General features: G+C 59.8%; 13 protein-coding genes. 2 read left to right on the top strand and 11 right to left on the bottom strand.

Translation table 11 applies throughout. From position 1 onward, the window contains the following. Position 1: 1 nt before the first annotated feature. Both AC5RUP_RS14995 and AC5RUP_RS14990 read right to left on the bottom strand, forming a co-directional pair. Positions 2–1,072 carry an ABC transporter permease gene (locus tag AC5RUP_RS14995; RefSeq protein ID WP_494153018.1) on the bottom strand — a complete coding sequence of 357 codons (1,071 nt, stop codon included), beginning with the start codon at positions 1,070–1,072 and terminating at the stop codon, positions 2–4. Then, positions 1,065–2,609 (bottom strand): sugar ABC transporter ATP-binding protein, encoded by a 1,545-nt coding sequence (locus AC5RUP_RS14990; protein ID WP_494153019.1) that lies wholly within the window; start codon positions 2,607–2,609, stop codon positions 1,065–1,067. Before AC5RUP_RS14990 ends, AC5RUP_RS14995 begins: the two co-directional genes overlap by 8 nt. Before the next feature lie 845 nt (positions 2,610–3,454). On the opposite strand from AC5RUP_RS14990, the gene AC5RUP_RS14985 reads away from it, so the two are divergent. Next, complete coding sequence (locus AC5RUP_RS14985; protein ID WP_494158710.1) at positions 3,455–4,819, top strand: LLM class flavin-dependent oxidoreductase; 1,365 nt, start codon at positions 3,455–3,457, stop codon at positions 4,817–4,819. A 105-nt stretch (positions 4,820–4,924) separates the two neighbouring features. On the opposite strand, the gene AC5RUP_RS14980 is transcribed toward AC5RUP_RS14985, so the two are convergent. The 6 genes from AC5RUP_RS14980 to AC5RUP_RS14955 form a co-directional block, all read right to left on the bottom strand. Next, positions 4,925–5,890, bottom strand: coding sequence for a zinc-dependent alcohol dehydrogenase family protein (locus AC5RUP_RS14980; protein WP_494153021.1), 966 nt, complete (start codon positions 5,888–5,890; stop codon positions 4,925–4,927). A 239-nt stretch (positions 5,891–6,129) separates the two neighbouring features. Further along, the gene (locus tag AC5RUP_RS14975; protein ID WP_494158709.1) at positions 6,130–7,254 is read right to left on the bottom strand and encodes a sugar ABC transporter substrate-binding protein; all 1,125 of its coding nucleotides are present in this window, start codon (positions 7,252–7,254) and stop codon (positions 6,130–6,132) included. Positions 7,255–7,367: 113 nt separating this feature from the next. Next, the gene (locus tag AC5RUP_RS14970) at positions 7,368–8,510 is read right to left on the bottom strand and encodes an acyl-CoA dehydrogenase family protein (RefSeq protein WP_494153023.1); all 1,143 of its coding nucleotides are present in this window, start codon (positions 8,508–8,510) and stop codon (positions 7,368–7,370) included. Between the two features lie 188 nt (positions 8,511–8,698). Continuing rightward, a complete protein-coding gene (locus AC5RUP_RS14965) occupies positions 8,699–9,451 on the bottom strand; it encodes an SDR family NAD(P)-dependent oxidoreductase (protein ID WP_494153024.1) in 753 nt (250 codons plus the stop codon). Positions 9,452–9,899: 448 nt separating this feature from the next. Then, on the bottom strand, positions 9,900–11,747 hold the full coding sequence (locus tag AC5RUP_RS14960; protein WP_494153025.1) for an FAD-dependent oxidoreductase: 1,848 nt from the start codon (positions 11,745–11,747) through the stop codon (positions 9,900–9,902). A 198-nt stretch (positions 11,748–11,945) separates the two neighbouring features. After that, a complete protein-coding gene (locus AC5RUP_RS14955) occupies positions 11,946–12,491 on the bottom strand; it encodes a flavin reductase family protein (protein ID WP_494158708.1) in 546 nt (181 codons plus the stop codon). A 241-nt stretch (positions 12,492–12,732) separates the two neighbouring features. Here AC5RUP_RS14955 and AC5RUP_RS14950 point away from each other — a divergent pair, with 241 nt between their 5' ends. Next, on the top strand, positions 12,733–13,608 hold the full coding sequence (locus AC5RUP_RS14950) for an SDR family NAD(P)-dependent oxidoreductase (RefSeq protein WP_494153027.1): 876 nt from the start codon (positions 12,733–12,735) through the stop codon (positions 13,606–13,608). A gap of 1,165 nt (positions 13,609–14,773) precedes the next feature. Here the strand turns inward: AC5RUP_RS14950 and AC5RUP_RS14945 are convergent. The 3 genes from AC5RUP_RS14945 to AC5RUP_RS14935 all read right to left on the bottom strand — a co-directional run bounded on the left by AC5RUP_RS14945 (position 14,774) and on the right by AC5RUP_RS14935 (position 18,261). Then, positions 14,774–15,991, bottom strand: a complete 1,218-nt coding sequence (locus tag AC5RUP_RS14945) for an acyl-CoA dehydrogenase family protein (protein ID WP_494153028.1) — start codon at positions 15,989–15,991, stop codon at positions 14,774–14,776. Positions 15,992–16,042: 51 nt separating this feature from the next. After that, positions 16,043–16,846 carry an enoyl-CoA hydratase/isomerase family protein gene (locus tag AC5RUP_RS14940; protein WP_494153029.1) on the bottom strand — a complete coding sequence of 268 codons (804 nt, stop codon included), beginning with the start codon at positions 16,844–16,846 and terminating at the stop codon, positions 16,043–16,045. A 314-nt stretch (positions 16,847–17,160) separates the two neighbouring features. Next, entirely contained in the window at positions 17,161–18,261 is a 1,101-nt protein-coding gene (locus tag AC5RUP_RS14935) for a sugar ABC transporter substrate-binding protein (RefSeq protein WP_494158707.1), read from the bottom strand. Between the last annotated feature and the right edge of the window lie 85 nt (positions 18,262–18,346).

Raw genomic sequence — 18,346 nt, 5'->3', positions numbered from 1 at the left:
GTTAAACCGCGCCACGTGCCGCCTTCTTCACCGCCCGTCGCTCCTGCATACGCCGCACGACAAGGACCGCGCCGACAGAGACGATGAGGGCGACGCCGTTGAAGAGAGCGATCACCCACACGGGACCACCCATGAGCTGTAACCCTTGCACACCGGTACCCAAGAGAAGGATTGCGAGAAGCGTGCCACCCACACTAAAACGTCCAGCCTTGAGCAGCACAGTACCCAAAAAAGCGGCAGAGTATGCCGGCAACAGATACTCGGGGCCCATCGTCTGGCTGACCGCTCCCAGAGTCGATGCGAGAAGAATGCCTGCTGCAGACGCTACAGTGCCCGACACCACCATTGTTCCGAACACCGTCCGAGATGTGGCGACGCCAGACAACCGCGCCGCATCGGCATTAGCACCTGTTGCATACAAACGACGCCCGACGGGCGAGTGCTCAAGCGCATACCAAGCAACCAGTGCGATCACGGCGACGTAGATGAGAGTAAACGGGAGCCCGAAAATGGATCCGGAAGTCAAGTTTAGGAACTGAGTGTCGAACGGGCCTAGGAACGAGCCACCAGCGAGCAATTGTGACCCCGCCAGAAGAAGAGACGTCGTCCCCAGGGTTGCGATAAAACTATTGATCCCGATGACCGCCACCAGCGTGCCATTCAGCATTCCGATCAGGGCACCAGCGGCCAAAGTCGCGAGAACCGCGACGGCAACAGGGACGCCGCCCCTCTCAAGAAGCCACCCACACAAAACGGCACTGAATCCAAGGTTCTGGGCTGCGGAGAGATCGAACGCGCCCGCGGCCAGGGGAAACAGAACCCCGATCGCGACGATGGCGACAATCGCCTGCGCAGCGAGGATTGAGCGCATATTGGTCAGCGTGAGGAACGTCTCAGGGATCAGGAGCCCGAAGATGAGGACCACCGCTGCGATCAGCATGACGCCGTTCAGCTTGCCCAAACCCGCAGGCATGCGCAGACGTTGTGATCGCTTCGGTTCAGTAGGCACGCTGTCGACGTCAGCAGACGTGTTAGTGCGAGACGGTATTACATCTGTGTTGGCATCAGACATCGACGGGTTCCTTCATTTTGGAGGTGGCAATGGATTCGGCCAGAAGCCGGTCTGAGGATGCCTCCGAACGAGGCACCGACGCGCCCAGGACACCTTGCCGTAGCACGAGCACCCGGTCACACATAGAGGTGGCTTCTTCGAAGTCTGAGGTCACGAGAAGAACCCCAGAGCCTTCGTTGGCCGCTTTGATGATCGCGTCATAAATGGCGCGCTTCGCACCGACGTCGACACCGGCTGTGGGCTCTTCGAGAAGGAACACGCGGGCGCCGCTGCGCATCCAGCGTGCGATAACCACTTTCTGCTGATTACCCCCACTCAAGGACGCGAGGCGCGTCTCAGCCTCGGGAGGCTGCACCTCGTACTCGCGAATGTATGGCTTGACGTCTTTGGTTTCGCCTCGACGGGACAGCCACTTGAGTGGCCCGCGTCCTGCGAGTCGCGGCAACGTGATGTTCTCTCGAATCGACCAGTCGCCTACCACTGCAAGCCGCTTGCGTTCGCCCGGGCTGAAAGCCATGCCCGCCTTAATCGATGCGGCGGGTGAGTTCGGTCGGATTTCACGGCCATCGATCCGGACTGAGCCTGACAACCGTTCCCGCGAGCCAAAGAGAAGATGAGGAACGTCCTCCGCGCCGCCGCCCATCAGCCCGACGATGCCGACGATTTCGCCTTCGTGCACGGACAATGAGAGGTCCCTCACCGAGCTACCGCTGAGACCGTCTACCTCAAGAACTGCCGCGCCTCGTGACTCGTCATGCTCGGGGTAAAGCGCGCCCAGCTTCTTTCCCACGATCAACTCCACAAGCGAATCTGGAGTGAGGTCTGCGACCGAGCATGTAGTGATAGCACGTCCGTTGCGAAGGACCGTCACCCGGTCCGCCAGCTCGAAGACCTCCTGTAAGTGGTGAGTCACGTATAGAACCGTCTGTCCCCGCGCGCGTACTGCGTGCAGCAATTCGAAGAGACGCCGCTTGTCGGACTCCGCAAGTGCGGCTGTCGGCTCATCCAACACGAGTATGGATTCGCTTGGGGCGTAGTGAAGGGCCCGAACGATGGCGACAAGGGTTCGGGCCGCGACACCGATTTCCGCGACCATCGCCGATGCCTTCACCTCAACGCCGTAAGAATCGAGAATTGCTTGCGCTTCCCGAATATGCCGACGGTCTGAAATCCAGAAGCGACCTGAGTAGCCGCCCACGAGGGACATGTTGTCAGCGACCGACAGGCTGTCGAGTAGGCCCAGGTCTTGATGAATGAACCTCAGCCCAGCCGCCGACGGCGAGTGCCCACCCAGCTCGACGGGCTCACCGAATATCGTGGCTTCGCATCCAGGATCAGGCGCGTGATAGCCCGCAAGAGCCTTGATCAGAGTTGACTTACCAGACCCGTTCTGTCCGAGCAGACAATGGATCTCACCGCGTTGCAGTTCGAGCGAAACATCGTGGAGGGCCCGCTGCCCCTGAAACGTCTTCGACAGGCCGCTCAGCGTCAGTACCGGCGACGGGCCTTTCGATGCCGTGGGCGCCATCTCAGCCATTCCCGCGGTTTTCATCACTCGCCGCTGAATCCGATACGACGAAGCTCGACTTAACGGTGTGCGATGCGTGTGATCGGCACGCTGGGCGCGACCTTACAGCGGAGCCTAGGAGGGCTCCTCCCGTGTAGCGTTCGGTCGACATTGACTGCTCCTTCAGCATCTTTGCATAAGTTCGGATCGAGCGAATGTAACGCTAGCTATACTCAAGGAGTGTGTCAAGTCACTTTAGCGCGGCGTTTGAGGGCCCGGAGAAACGCCAACTTTTGCGACGGGCGCAAGCAGGCCCTTGAACCGCTCCGGGTTTCATGCCGCTGCTTTATCAGCGACATCGTTGGCTCCCGCGGTGCGCGCAACGGCGGCCGGCGCTAAGACACAAGATCAGTTCCCGTCTGAGTGCAGATATGGATCAATTCATGTGGGAGTCAATCCTGATCCAGTCCGCGTCTGCTCCGGCCTCCACGCTTAAACCCATGCCCTACCCTTCCACGCCGGGCCTGTTTCGCCCCGCAACTCAGCCGAAGGCGGCTTCGGACGGAGTGGCGGCATGCCGCCACATTGCCGGCACCAACGCGTGACGGCCGCTGACGCCACGCCCCATCACTGCCGCTGCTTCTCCGGCAAGCGGAACTGACCCGATGAGACCTTGGTAAGCACCCGATCGAGGAACGAGCCGATGCTGTTAGCGGTGAAGCTCGTACCGTCCTTCGATCTGGGGATCCCCAAGATTGGCCTCTCCCCCGGCCTACCTAGCGAGCGCTCCAAAGATTGCTGTACTGTCACCCTTGACCACATCTGCGTCGTTTCACCCTAGTGAACCGCATCTCAACGGAGAGAGGGACCGAAGCATGGCTCGTCCTATGAAGTTCAACATGTTTGCAATGAGCACCGTTTCCCACATGAAAATGGGGCTTTGGCGACACCCAGAGAACAAAGCTGTTCTGCACAACGAGCTTGAGACTTGGGTCGAGCTCGCCCAACTCGCCGAGCAAGGCTGCTTCGATGCCATCTTCCTGGCGGACGGTGTTGGGCTCGGCGGGGAGTTTGGCGGCGGGTGGGATGTCTACCCAGAGAAAGGTCTGCTGTTTCCAGCTAGCGACCCTCTGATGCTGATTTCGGCGATGGCGCAAGCGACAGAGCATCTCGGTTTTGTTTTCACCAGCTCCATGATTCAGCACCCTCCCTTCTCTTTCGCGAGGTCGGTCAGCACGTTGGACCACCTTACAAGAGGGCGTATCGGCTGGAACATCGTCACCAGCTCCTCCGCAAACGCACACAGAAATGTGGGGCTGGAAGACCTTGTCGCACACGACGAGCGTTACGCGATTGCCGAGGAGTACGTAGAGGTCGCTTACAAACTGTGGGAGGCGTCATGGGACGACGGAGCGGTGGTACGGGATGTCGCCGGCAACATTTATGCCGACCCTGCGAAAGTTCACAAAATCAATCATCAAGGCAAGTACTTCAGCAGCGAGGGACCATTCTTGGTCGCCCCGTCGCCACAGCGCACGCCAGTTCTTTTCCAAGCTGGCAGTTCGCATACCGGTCGAAACTTCGCTGCGCGCCACGCGGAGGGCGTTTTTATCTTGGCAGAAACCCCAGAGGAAGCCGCGCCGATCGTCGCTGACCTGCGGCGGCGTGCGGTCGAGGCAGGGCGGAGAGCAGAGGACCTACAGATTTTCGCTGCTCTGTCGTTCGTGGTGGGATCAACGATGGATGAGGCTCAGGCGAAACATGACTCGTTCGAAGCCTTCCGCGATCCGGTCGCAACGATGGTCCATGGCGGTGCGTTCATGGGAATTGACTTCGCAAAGACCGATCCGGACACGCCCCTGACGACGGTACTTGAGAACGCACCCTCTAAGGCCGCTCTTCAGCAGATCATCGACAGTTACGGCCCTAACGCGAACCTGACGGTTCGAGACCTTGCGCTCGACTTCGCCGCGAAGTACGAGATCGTCGGCACACCAGAATCAATCGCGGACGAACTTGAGAAGTGGTCTGAGGCCGGCATAGATGGCTTCAACATGATCTCGCTCATTACCCCTGGCACCTACAGCGACTTCATCAACCATGTCGTGCCGCTGCTGCAAGAACGCAACCTGATGAAACGGGAGTACGCTACCGGGACTCTTCGCGAAAAGATGTTTGGCTCGAGCACTCCGCACTTGCAGAGCCCGCACCCAGCCGCGTTGCTTCGGGGGACGATGTAGGTGGCTAAGTCCCGCCACCCTCGACTCGCCGAGGGTGGCGGGATCAGGCCTCAGCATCGGCCGGGGGCGATTTTCAGGAGATGACCCGCGTCAGGATGGCGTCCACTAGAGCGCGATAACGACCTTGCCGAAGGGTCCTCGCTCAAGATGAGTAAATGCGACATGGACATCTTCGAACGAATATTTTCCGCCGACAATCGGCGTAAGGTCGTGCATGTCCACCATCGACACGAGCGCTTCTGTGGCCTCCCGCGACCCCACCGAAACGCCGCGAATTATTGCCCTCTTCGCGCCAAGTACTGCGAGCTGCCCACTGAACTCAGAGCCGCCGAGCAACCCAACGGCAGCCACCTCCCCGCCAGGCGCAACCGCGCGCAGCGAGTCACGAAGGTTGTCACCCCCGATGGTGTCCACGATCAGATCCGCACCACGATCATTCGTGGCACGGTAGACAGCCTCGACCCAACTTTCTTCGGTCCTGTTAATCGCATCCGTTGCGCCGAGGGCCTTGGCACGGGCCAGTTTGTCGTCGCTCCGAGAGACGACAACCACATCAGCGCCCTTTGCCTTCGCGATTTGAAGCGCGAAGATCGCTACCCCACCCGTTCCATGGACCAACACGGTCTTGCCTTCTAACCCGTCACGGTGTGCTGCCACCGCAGACCAGGCGGTGGTTCCGGCGCACACTAACGTGCTCGCTTCGGGGTCGCCCAGCCTCCGAGGAGCAGAAACGACCCACTCCTCGGGGAGGCATACGTATTCCGCCAGCACACCCGGCAGGGCGCCACCAAGTGCAAGGTCCGCAGGATCTCGAGCAGTAACGCCGGCCGGAGCTCTTCCTTTTTCCCAGCGTGGATAGAAGGTTGTGATGACACGATCACCGGGCACAAAGCGATGCGCTCCGTCCCCTACAGCCTCGACTCGCCCCGCCATGTCGGAACCGGGCACGAATGGAAACTTCAGCGCGTCTGTACTCGGCCCTCCGCCGCGTTCAAGCAAAACCTTGTCGCGGTAGTTCAGAGCGACGGCACTAACCCTAATGAGCAGCTCCCCTGCCTTCGGAACAGGCATCTGGGCCTCCCCCAGAATAAGGTTGCGCCGCCCCCGCCCAGTCACTTCCCACTGCCTCATTTAACAGTCACCTCACGCAGCATGCACCATGACCAAAAGACAGGGAAACTCCGGAAACTAGTAGACATTCTGCGCCTTCTCACTTGAGGCCTTAGGCCGAACTGACGAACTCCCCAACAGGCGCGAAGAGCTGGCGGCTCCGCGAAGGTTCACCGCCAGCTCTCCATCAGGACAGATTCTCAGTAACCCCAAGCAGCCGTGTACACTTCCTTGAAATTCGGCGGGTTGTACCCGTCTTCAGACGCATTGTCCTCGGTCAAGATTCGGTACGCGCCGATCGGGTCCTTCGTAGGGAGTGCCTCGTTCACCGACAGGCGCGCCATGGCGTCAATCGACCGCCATTCGTGCGAGTACTCGCCGGCGATTGATGCCAGGAATTCACCATTCTCGATTGCCTGAGTGTCCGTCCCCGGGTACGGGTACATCAATACAAGCTTGACCTTGTCCGCTAGGCCGGCCGCCTGAAGTGCCTGCTGTACGCCGGCATAGAACGCGGCTCCCGGAAAGAGCACGTAGTCGGTGTCGGGATTGGCTTGGAGGTAATTGATGATGCCGCTCGCATTCGCGGGAGCAGGCTGTGCGAAACTCAGCTCGATGAGATCCGCGTTAGAACTCGGGTCTTCAGCCAAACGATCCTTCACGCCGTTCGCCATATCGACCAGACTCGGCGTGGACGGATCGAGAGGAATCGCCACATTCACGGACCCACCTGCATCAGCCAGTGCCACGTCAGCTGCATATTCTCCAGCAAGCGCCAGCGTCTGCGAGTTCTGTATCATGACGTCGACATCGTCCCCCGCTGTCCCGCCTCCCACAGCAATCACCGGAATGCCTTCGGACTCCGCAGTGGCGAGTTGTCGCGCGACGACTTCTTCACCGAAGTTCATGACGAGCCACAAGTAGTCCGGCTTGGAGGCTATTGCCGCATCGACGGCACGCAAGTAGTCCTGGGCCCCCTTTGTTATGTCGAAGTCAAACTTCTCCACGGTCCAGCCGAGTGCCGCAGCTGGCTCGTCCAATTCTCCCGGCCCACACTGCGGGATCGTGCAGTTGACCTGCGCGACGACTTTGCCCTTCGGCGGTGTCTCGGGCAACGGCTCGATGACAAATTCTTGGTCCCCCGACAGTTTCGCAACCGTCGCCTTCGCCTCTTCGATCACTCGCGAATCGCCGGATGAAGCACCAGCCGGGGTGCGCGGCGACTCCGCCTCGGATCCGCAAGCAACTAGCACCGCTCCGAGCGTCAAAACGCCTGCGAATGTCGCGATTCTCCTGAAAGTGGATCTCACCATTGAGTTCTCCATGTTGTCGTGGTTGTTGTTACGGGGCGCCAGCGAGTGTTCATTGTAACGCCTTCACACTAGCGCTCGATAGGTGCGCGTGGCAACTGTAGCCGTCGGTCCAATTGTCGCTGCGCTCAGAACGCACCCGGCTCGGCTCCGGGGAATCCCATCACTGCTGCCACGGTTGAGTAGTGCATCTCAGTCGTGCACTCGCCGATGAGCGTTCCGATGGCATCACGCAGGTAGATCTCGATTCCGGCCGAACGCAAGTACCCACGACCGCCGTGGAGCGTGACGCACTCCTGCGCGACCTCAACCGCCATCTCGGTGACAAATGGCTTCACGAGGTGGTCGATGATGCTGTCGCCCTTGCCCGCATCCACAAGCTGGGCGGCGTCGTACAGCATCGAACGGCCCGCTTCGATGTTCTGCTTCATGCGCACGAGCCTGTGTTGAACGGTTTGCATCGCAGCAAGCGGCTCACCGCGGACGGTTCGCTCTCGCACGAAGGCTTCGGTCTTTTCCCACACACCTTCAGCAATCCCGAGCGCCGCCGCTGTGATGAAGTGCGTTGACGCAGTTCCGGTGCCCCCGATGTTGGCGAGCTTGCGATCTTTGACTAGGGCGCTCAGATCGTTGACGAGCTCCGCAGGCACTCGTACGTCGTTCATCTCTACACGGCCCCAGGGTGCGCCGAAGCCCATCCTTGGCATATCCGTGACCGTCACGCCCGGTTGACGCGCATCGACCCAGAACATATGCATGTCGTCGTTAAACAACCCGCCCACGCCGATCATGTCAGCGAACGGAGCTTGCCCCACGTAATACCGGACTCCGTTGACAACGTAGTCGTCCCCATCACGCTTGGCGATTTCCGGATGTTCGGCATAATTGGCGATTCCGACCGGGTCAGTGAAGGCCACTGCGACTGTGGTCTCGCCAGCAAGCGCTCCTTCGAGCCAACGCTCGGACGCCAGCGGGTTCATAAGCATGTTCAGGGGGAACAGCATCTGGTTCATCGCGTTCATGGCGACGGCGGGGCACTCTCGTGAGAGCTCCTCGACCACCAGCACTCCTCCCATAGTCCCCATTTCTGCCCCGCCGGCGGACTTGGGCATCACGGTGCGAAGCAGCCCTTCCTGGCCCATCAACTGATTCATCTCGATCGAAAACGATGGACTGTCGGCTTCTAGCCGGCGAGGTCGAAGGACATCGCGTGCGAAAGCGCGCACCTTTGCGCGAAGCTCGTCTTGCTCTTGCGTCAGAATTCTGGACATATCAGCCTCCTATGGCTTTGTGGCATTCAGTCGTCTAGGTAAAGCTGGCTTGGAGCGCAGCAGTCTTCCCGCTGATTGCTGTCTCTGGCGCACCGATGCGCCGGGAGTTTCTCGGAGATGCGTCGGCAGCGCGTCAGGACTTCCAGCCCTTCCTAGACTTGCGCTTTTCGATGGGCTCGATACGCGGGTCACTTAGCGGTCTGTCCGCCCTCCACCGGGAGCGCGATGCCTGTCACGTACGAGGATTCATCACTCGCGAGGTAAAGCATGGCGTCAGCCACTTCCTCGGCTGTCCCGACACGACGCAGCGGAATCATATCGATGAGGTAATCCGCCATTCCCGGGTTGCTTGCCACTCCTCTATCAAACATCGGAGTCTTGATCGCCCCAGGGCAGACTGTATTGGCGCGGACGCCTTGGGCGGCATATTCAAGGGCAACACTCCGGGTTAGACCAAGCACACCTGTCTTCGCGGCGCTATAGCTACTCAGGCTCGGGGTCCCCATGAGCGCCGCACTGGATGCAACATTGACGATCGAACCTCCTCCGCGTTCGAGAAGGTGGGGGAGGGCACCCTTCATGGTGTTATATACGCCGCGAAGATTCACATCCACCATGAGATCGAAAGCCTCGTCAGTTTCTTCCGCGAAGGACGTCACCGGGTCCGGGTTGGCTCCCGCGACGTTGCAGACGATATCTAAACCGCCAAACTTCGAGACAGCGAGATCGATGATTTTCCGAGCGTCCGCTGCATCCGAAACATCGGCACGGATGGCTATGGCCCCATCACCCAGCTCGTCAGCCGCAGCCTGCACAGCGTCGCTTCTGCCAGCAAGCACCAGTTGTGCGCCCTGTGCGTGGAATCGCCGCGCTGTGGCAAGGCCGATTCCTGAGCCCGCTCCGGTGATAATCGCTACCTTGCCCTTAAGCCTGTCAACCATTAGTTCTCCCCGTTCAACCGTCAAGAGTCCGCAATCGCGAGACCAGTATCACACTAGCGCTCACTAAGTTGCTCTGGCAAGGGTGCGATGATAAGTCGTTACACCTTACTGGAGAGTCAGCGTGCCCTGTTGAACGATGAAACCGCTACCTAACTGCACACGAGGTGGCGGAACCGCGAGCCGAAGTGGAATGCGCAATCCAGAATCAGGGCTGTGGCCCAAAAAGGTATCTCGTTGCTATTGCTGGCGACGGGATCACGGTAATCTGCATATCGGCAGAGCCTACTGACAGCGAGCAGCTTGGGCGGCTCCTGCCACACCTTGGGACGCGTCAGAGCATCGCTGGGGCGTGACCGTGCCACCCCAACTGATTCGGTGCGCTACTGGGTCGACATGAGGCACCCTTGCTGGCTGGGTGCCTCGTGCTTTTATTGCGCTAAATCACGATTCAGACAACACCGATGAGGCGCGGCCCTGTTTCGTCGCCGAGACTAGCAGGTGCCTCGACTCCCCTAGCTGCTTCGTCGATGTCCTCGCCCCAGGGCAACAAGCCATCTTCGACCGCTTTGATCTGGAGCGCGAGCACCTTGGAAAAGACGCGGACTTGAGGGACGCCGCCTGTTGTGAACCACAATCCTGGAACTCCTGAACGGCGCCATGTGCGACCCAGCTCGCCGTCCGGCCCGACGCCCTCACCGAAAAGTCTTTCCACCCGGTCTACGACGTCGCCGATTGCCGCCCTGCATGCTTCCCGGTATTTCTCGTAGCCCGTAGCCAGCAGAACAAGGTCGCACGGGATCACGCTGCCGTCGGTGAGTTCTGCACCCACCTTCGTCAGTCGCTTGATGCCGGCACCTTGCTTGAATGCAACATCGCCGTTGATAAGCAGCGACGAGAATCCGGTGTTTGGCACACCGTCCCCGAGCCCGTTCAAGAACAGGTCTGTTGACCCGCCACCATTGGGTCCGAAGTCGAGGGCAAAACCAATCTTGCGTAAGCCGTCGAGGGTTTCCCTGTCGGTTTCTGCGGCGAGTTCAGTGCTTTTCCTGAGGATTTCACTGTTTACGACGGCACCGGGCGCAACAGACCAGGCGATTAGGTCAGCTTCATCGAGTGAAAGACCTGATTCCGGAAGATACGGGGCAAAGGACAGCCTGTGGTGTGTGTCAAGATCGATGACGTAGTTCGCCGAGCGTTGCAGAAGAGTGACGTTAGCGCCGTGCTCCCACAAGTCCTGCATCATCTCGTGACCGGTCACTCCGGCACCTACGACCAGCGCGTTCTTACCTGACCAGCGTGAACCTTCGCGATACTGACTGGCGTGCATCACCTCGCCCTTGAAGTCTTCCATGCCTTCCAGCGCAGGTACTTTCGGAGGTCCGTTGAGACCGGGTGCCATGACCAGGTGGCGGGCCTGGAGAGTTCTCTCTTCCCCGTTTGCGCGGCGAACTCGGAGCGTCCACCGCTCCTCTGCGTCGTTGGGGACAGCATCCAGCAGCGTCGTACCCGTCCAGACGGTCAACTCCAAAGCTTCCACATAGTGCTCAAGGTAGTTGGCGAACTTATCCTTCGGAGTCCACTTCTTCCATCGCGGCGAGAGTGGCATGTACGGCATGTGGTCTGATCCAACGTGGTCATGCAGAGACAGGAGTTCGTATCTATTCCGCCAGCTGTCGCCGACGCGAGGATGCTTGTCCAAGACGAGCACCGTGAGGCCCAGAGCCTCGAGGCGGGCAGCTGCGGCGAGCCCGTTGTGGCCTGCGCCTACCACGACGACCTGCGGGTCTTCAGTAGCGAACTCGGATTTACGCTTTCGCGCCTCTGCCCAAGGGACTCGGTTTCGCGTCGGGGTGTAGTTCTTCGACTCATCCAGCAAGGACCCGACCATCTCGGGGTGCCCCTGGATCTGGTCCAACTGCGTCATCATTGTTTCGGCACGCCAGTCGCCATATGACTGGACTAGCCGAAGGAAGCCGCTCGAGTGCCCCCGCGAACTGTCGAATTCAAAGAATGCAGAGATGCTTGTGACAGACCCGTCCCCGCTAAGTCTCTCAGCGGCGGGCCCTCTGCCCGCCCTCAGCCTGAAGGAGCGTGCTCCGCATTCCTTGAGACCGGCAAACAATTGCGTAGAAACTCTGTCGCGGCCTAAGAAATTTCGAAGGTCCCAGTGGGTGGCGAGCAGGTCGCGCCACGTGACGGTTTCGGAAAGGAGCGAATTCAGAGCCGCTTCATCCGTCGACTGGAGTGCTTCTTCGAGACGGCCCAGCCAGGACTCGCAGACGGTAGCTTCAAGCACAATAATCTCCTTTGATTCAACGGATGCTCGAATAAGGCCAGGTCATGCCTCACGGTTGATGAAGAATGCTACGAGGGAGGCGCATCTCCGTCATTGGCGTTCGATAGACGAAGGAGGCGGCCAGATAGCAAATCCACACGAAGATGAGCCTGCATGCTCCACGGGCGATAGCGGTGCCGCTACAGCGAGTTGCTCGAGTTAACGATCCAACGCCGAGGAGTCACTTAATTGGTGCCAGGTCCTGTCGTGGTAAACGAGCGGATTGGAAGCGCCGACGAGGTCGCTCCCCCCGATTTCGAGCGCTTGCACCACGATCAGCGTGGAGCCACCAACCGGGAAGCGTTGGATGACCTTGCCTCGGATCCACACGGGAGCCGACGTGAAAACGGTCTCGCCGGTCTCAAGCCGCTCCCACAGCGAGGTGTCGGCGAAGCGGTCAATCCCGCTCGTTGCGCATAGCACGGCGAGGTTCAAGCGTTCGCGATCGATCATATGCACGACGACCGTCTCCGCTTCGAGAATTGTCGGCGTGCTGGATGATAGTTCAGATGCAGAAAACGCCAGCACCGGGGGCTCCGCGCTAATCGAGATGACGGATGTCGCGGTGAGTCCGACCGGCCCATTGCCAGCATCCGCAGTAACGACCGCAACACCGGCTGGGTGGTGTCGAAACGCGGACTTGAATAGGTCAGCGTCGGCAGCTTGCGCTGCGTCCTCCCCTTGTGCCGCATAACTTGCAAGCAACGTGCACCTCCTGGTGAGCGAGCGATAAGTCCATATGGAACTCAGCTGCGTCGTGAGAGTCAAAGGGGACCGTTCGCCATGTTCCGACGCGCTCAGGGCGGCGGGAACGCGGGGGTCACCGTTGACCGTGAAAAAGCCTTGTGAAAATAATGTAGCATAGCGATCGATAGCTCAGCAAGAACGTGCATGCAGCGGCGATTTTCCAGGTGCATGCACGCAGCGTCTAGAGGATTGGTTTTCAATGGAATCGAGCCGGTTTGTGCCTGTTTCACCGCGACTAGAGGGTCGGGCCGTCCTAATCACAGGTTCTACGCGCGGCATCGGGCGCGCCATAGCGGAGCGCGCTGCCCTTGAGGGTGCGCTCGTGATGGTCACCGGGCGAAACACAGAAGCCGGCCGCGAGGTCGTGCACCACATCGAATCCAAGGGCGGCGAAGCCGTTTACCAGGCTGCCGATGTTAGCAGTGCAGACGAAGTGAAGGGGCTCTTCGAGGCCATAATGGCGGCGGGACGGGGGTTTCACGGACTTGTCGTGAACGCGGCGAGCACAGAGCAGGGCAACGGAGACGCTCCGATAAGTGAAATTGACACGCGTGATTGGGACAAGATGATCGCGGCGAATTTGACATCAGTCTTTCTCTCGGCAAAGTTCGGTTTGCGAGCGATGATCGAGAGCGGTGGAGGAGGCTCCATAGTTCTGATCGGATCCCTTGCGGCTAGCAGGGGTGTTATGGGGATGGATGCATACACCGCTGCAAAAGGCGGGATGGTGGCGCTCAATCGGTCGATTGCAACGTACTATTCCCGCTACCGAATCCGCTGCAATTGCTTAGCTTTAGGATTTGTCGATAGTGGGACAGCACGGGCTCAACAAGCGCTGCAAATTCCCGGCTACCGCAGCACGAACGCAGCATGGCAACTTGGGAGGATCGGACGGCCTGACGAAGTAGCGACGGTTGCAACGCACTTACTTTCCGATGAATCATCGCTGATAAATGGTGCTGAAATACCTTTGGATGGAGGCGCGTACGCAGCCTCCCATAAGCCGCAGCCCGCAATTCAGGATCTCCCCGGATGGCCCAGTGAGCCATTTGCCCATCCGGACAGGGGCCGCTAGCTGTACTTAACAGCAGGCTGTTAAGTACAGCTGACGGGCCATTGGCCCCTGAGGGCGCTTAGGGCGTCGGCTCGTTCCTGGTTTGAGGCGTAGGGGCGCCGGCACCCAACCTTCCGGAAGCGTCCGGTCGAAGCGTTCTGCCTTGCCGTTATGCCACGGATGCCGGGGTTTAATGAGCTTGTGCTTTGGCACCTAGGTTCTTGAGGATGGACTGGAAAGTCGAGGGAGCGCCGGTAGGCCAGCGCATATTCGGTCATGCCCCTTTCCTCCGGTGCTCTGTGCGTTGCCATGAACGCCACGGCCCGGGACAGGAAAGCGCCGCAGGTGGCGCCTTTTTCGTCTCCCAAAACCTCGCCTTAGGCCAGCCGGGAAGGACCGTCAACGGCCACATGCACGCCCGCGCACTGACTCGCTGCGTCCGTGGGCACGCCAGCCGCCCGTCGAGGTCCGGCCGAGTTTCTTCACGTCAACGTGCAGCAGTTCGCCTCGGCCTCGCGTTCGTACCGGTGTTCCGTGGCCCGTCCGGCGCGGATCCTCACTCCGGTGACCGGGTCCAGCTCCCAAAGCCGGGGCATTGACTGCCCGGGCTAGGTTCCGCGAGACAGCGCGCGGATGCACGCCGCAGCGCACGCCCAGTTCGAGGGCGCCTTCGCGGTGCTCGGCACGCTGCCTGAGCACGTCCGCGACGAGCTCTTCATCCGCAGCGTGCGGGCACGAGCGAGGCCTGGACGAGCGGTCTTCCAGCCCGTCCCCGCTATGCTGCCGGTAGTGGCTTTACCACCGGTACGCACAGGTGCGGGAGACGCCCACTTCCCTGGCCAAGTGTGCTGCCGGCCGCCGGACATAATACGCTCAACCAGTATCCACCTACCGGCATGGGCCAGACGGGAGTTACGGTGGACCATGAAGACCACTAGATTCAATTGGCACTCGTGGTTAACCACCAACCTAAAAGGTCGTCGCCCTTCCACCGTGCAACCAACGTCCTGTCCTAGTACAGCTAGCGCGTTGAGCCGGTCCATTGCCCGCAGTTACTGCCGGAATACCAGGGGGCCCCTAGATCCCCCTGACGCGGAAGTCTTCCCTTCCGCCGCACCTCACATAGTCGTCACGCGGCCGGGATGCCCGATGATCCCCTCTTCGGGCATCCCGACCACGTGCGTCCTCAAGCCGGTGCGTCCTCAGCACGTGCATCCTCAATCAGCAGGGGCGCAATACCGACTGCCTGATGAGGGCTCAGAATCAAATGGTTCAATGCGATAGCGGTATCTGCGTTGATCCGAGCGAAAACGCTACCCCTCGGAATCACTTCGGAGCCTGCCCAAATTGATGCCGTGGACACGATCTCGCGCATCGCACGATGCAGATTGAGATTCGCCTGCTGTACACGCGCTTCTTCCAGCTCGGTGGGCCGCCCCTCCTCCGCAGCGTCCCACAGGTCCCGATAAGCCTGCATGATGAACGCCCTCGCGCTGCGGTATTCTGCGTCGATACGAACGAAATCGGCTTGGAAAACCGGGTGCTCGTCGACCGCAGCAATCTCTCCGCGTCGCCTGCCGTTCGTAACCCGAGCCAGTTCCTCGATAGCCCGCTTCGCAATCCCGAGCCCGACCGCAGCATGATGCAGGTGCACAATCGGGAAGAAACCCTGATTGAAAAGGGTGTCAGGAGCCCTCTCGCCGGTTGCTACAGTGAGCCACTTCTCCTCAACCACATGCTCCTTGATGCGGTAGTGGCCGGACCCGGTTCCCTCAAGCCCGGCGGGATCCCAGTTGTGAAGCCACTCGATATTCTCAGGTTCGGCATAGACATTGACAGTGATCGGCGCTCCGCTATCGTCAAGAACCTGCTCACCGTCGGCGTCGAGGAGGTAGAGCGCGCTTGCCACGCGGTCGGCATGCTGAGTGCCAGACCCGAAAGGCATCGGTTCCGACTGCACGAGGTAACCGCCCTCGACCGGCCTAGCCGTCCCCGGCACCTTCCCAAATGCGAATCCGCACGCGACTTTGTTGGCGTCAGGCCCAATGATCTCGCGGTACGTGCTCTCCGGCATCAGGATCCCCGGGAAGACCGTCCCCACAGTATGAATGGCGTATGTCCAACCAGCGGAGGCGTCCTGGCGCGAGATCTCCTCCGCAACTTCCAAGTAAGAGACAGTGTCGAGGCCTCCGCCGCCAAGCCTTGCTGGTTGTAGCAGGCCATACAGCCCGGCATCTTTCCAGGCCTGGATCACCTTGCGGGTGACCATCTTGTCGGCGGCCCCCTGCTCCACCTCGGACTCAACCAACGGGGCGAGTGAGCGAGCTACGGCAACCCACTTGTTGTCGCTTTTTGACGGCACGGAAGCGGCCGTCTCTGTCTGAATTTCAATCGTGTTGCTCATGGTATTTGTAGCCTCCATTGAGAATTCGTTAGTGATGAGAGTGAAGCTCACTCACGTGCCTGAGTAATTACCCGGACGCTTTTCGATGAATGCCGACGCGGCCTCGACAACGTCGCGCGAGGCCATCGTCATGCCCTCAAGCTGCAGACTCAGTTCCAGAACCTCCCCGGCACGTTGACTGAGTATTCGGTTGAAAGCTGCCTTTGTGCCCTGGACTGCCAGTGGCGGAAGCGCGGCAATCTTCTGCGCAATCTCCTGCGCCAGCGGCAGCACTTCTTCGGGACTATCGACGAGGTCGGTGACAAGTCCGAGCGCGTAGCCAACCTCTGCGGTAATTGGGTCACCGGTGAGCAAGTGACGTTTCGCGCGCAGAATTCCTGCCGAGGCAGGCCACACAACCACACCGCCGTCTCCTGCGACGAGTCCAATCTTCACATGCGGATCAGCCAAGCGCGCATGCCGCCAAGCGACCACGACATCCGTCGCGAAGGCGATGTTAGCGGCAAGGCCCATCGCCGCTCCCTGGATAGCCGTCACGATCGGGAGCGGGAAAGACAGCATCTCATTCATGAGCTCGAGTCCCATAGAGATAGCTCTTCTTCGCGCGGCCGAGTCTTCTGCCATGTTGCGAACAGTTCCTACATCGCCACCCGCAGAGAACGCCTTCCCCTCTGCCGCGAGAATAACGACGCGCGTGCCATCGTCCGCGTGACGGAGTTGCTTCAACGCTGCTAGAAATTCAGTTTCCTGAAGCACATCGAACTTGTTCATCTCATCCGGTCGCGTGAACGTAAGTGTCGCCACCGCGCCGTCCCGTGTAATCCGGAACGTCTCCCAACTCTGCGAAACACTCACCGGGCAGCCCTTTCGTTAGCAATCGATAGATACTTCTTTGCACATGGTCCTAGCAAGGCAGTTCCTATTTCATTTCTTGCGCCAGGGTGCCAATCTCCCGGATAAGTCAACGTTTCTCATCGTGAGTGGTCCTACTGGGCAGCAAGAAGACCACTCGATCCAACCCGAGAGCGGCGTATTGCGCAAGGAAATGAACGCGCCCGAAGTTGAGTGTGACATCTACAGATTTTCATAGCGTGTTCTCCTTCGAACCCTGCTGTGTGCGCTAGCCGGTGATTGGTGACATCACCCAAGCGCCGACGGAGTCGCTTCGGCTACACTCCCCATGCCGCGAGATAAATCTCCTTGAAGTTCGCCGGGTCAATGCCTTCGACAGCTAGGTTTTCTGAGGTCAGTAAACGGAAGTGGTTTGACGGTGTTTTCGTCTCAATCGCATCCCCAACCGCGAGGCGCGCTAGCGCGTCGATCTGACGCCAGTGGTAGCTGAATTCGCCCGCAACTGCGGCGATAAATTCTTCGTTCGCGATTGCCTTTACATCGCTCTCACCAGGAAGCGCAAGGATGAGTTTCACTTTGTCAGTGAGCCCAGCGGCAGCCAACGCCTGACTGACACCCGGATAGAAGCCGCTTCCGGGAAAGAGCAGGTAGTCGGTCTCGGGATTACTCTGCAAATAATTAGTTATGGCTGAAACGTTGGTCGGCTGCGGCTGGCCGAAGCTCAGTTCGATCACGTCCGCGGTGGAATCGGCAAATTCAGTCACTCGGTTGACGGCGCCGTTCGTCATCGATGCCAGCGACGGCAGAGACATGTCGGTTGGCACGGCTACGTGGATGGCTTCACCGGCGTCAGCCACTGCGACATCAGCCATATAGATTCCCGCCTGTTCCAGTGCCACGGGGCTTTGAGTCATCAAGGCCATCTGGGACACGTCCACAGCGCCAGCGCCAACGACGGGAATGCCGGCCTCTTCGGCAGCCGCCAGCTGCCTCTGGGCGATCTCGGTCCCGTAGTTCAGGTTGACAACAAGATAGTCAGGCGCCGCGGCAATCGCGGAGTCAAAGGCGCGGAGAAAGTCCTCCGCACCCTTGCCAAGGTCGAATTCATAAAGATCCATTTGCCAGCCGAGCGCATGCACCGGCTCATTCAGTGAGCCCGGTGAACACACCGGAGCGCCACAGTTCACGTGCGCCACGACCTTGCCGGTCGGAACCTCTGCCGAAAGCGCCTGGATCTCAAAGGTGGGTGGGTTTTCGAGGCCGGCAACTGACGCCTTCGCATCCTCGATCGTCACCGTCGCTTCAGCTGTCGCGGCCGGGGCGGTCTCGCCTTGCCCGGGGCTGCACGCTGTGGCCGTGAGAGCCGTGGCGGTGACGACTAGGGCGGCGAAGAGATTGTGCCATGTCAACTTAAGCATCTTTGCTCCAATTGTTGTAACAGGTTACGCGTAGTCTAGCTTACGTTAGCTATGGCTTATTGGGGAACTTTTGGGGTCGACGCGC

Source organism: Arthrobacter sp. Y3223151, assembly GCF_059091125.1.
This window is presented reverse-complemented; position numbering and strand designations above follow the sequence as displayed.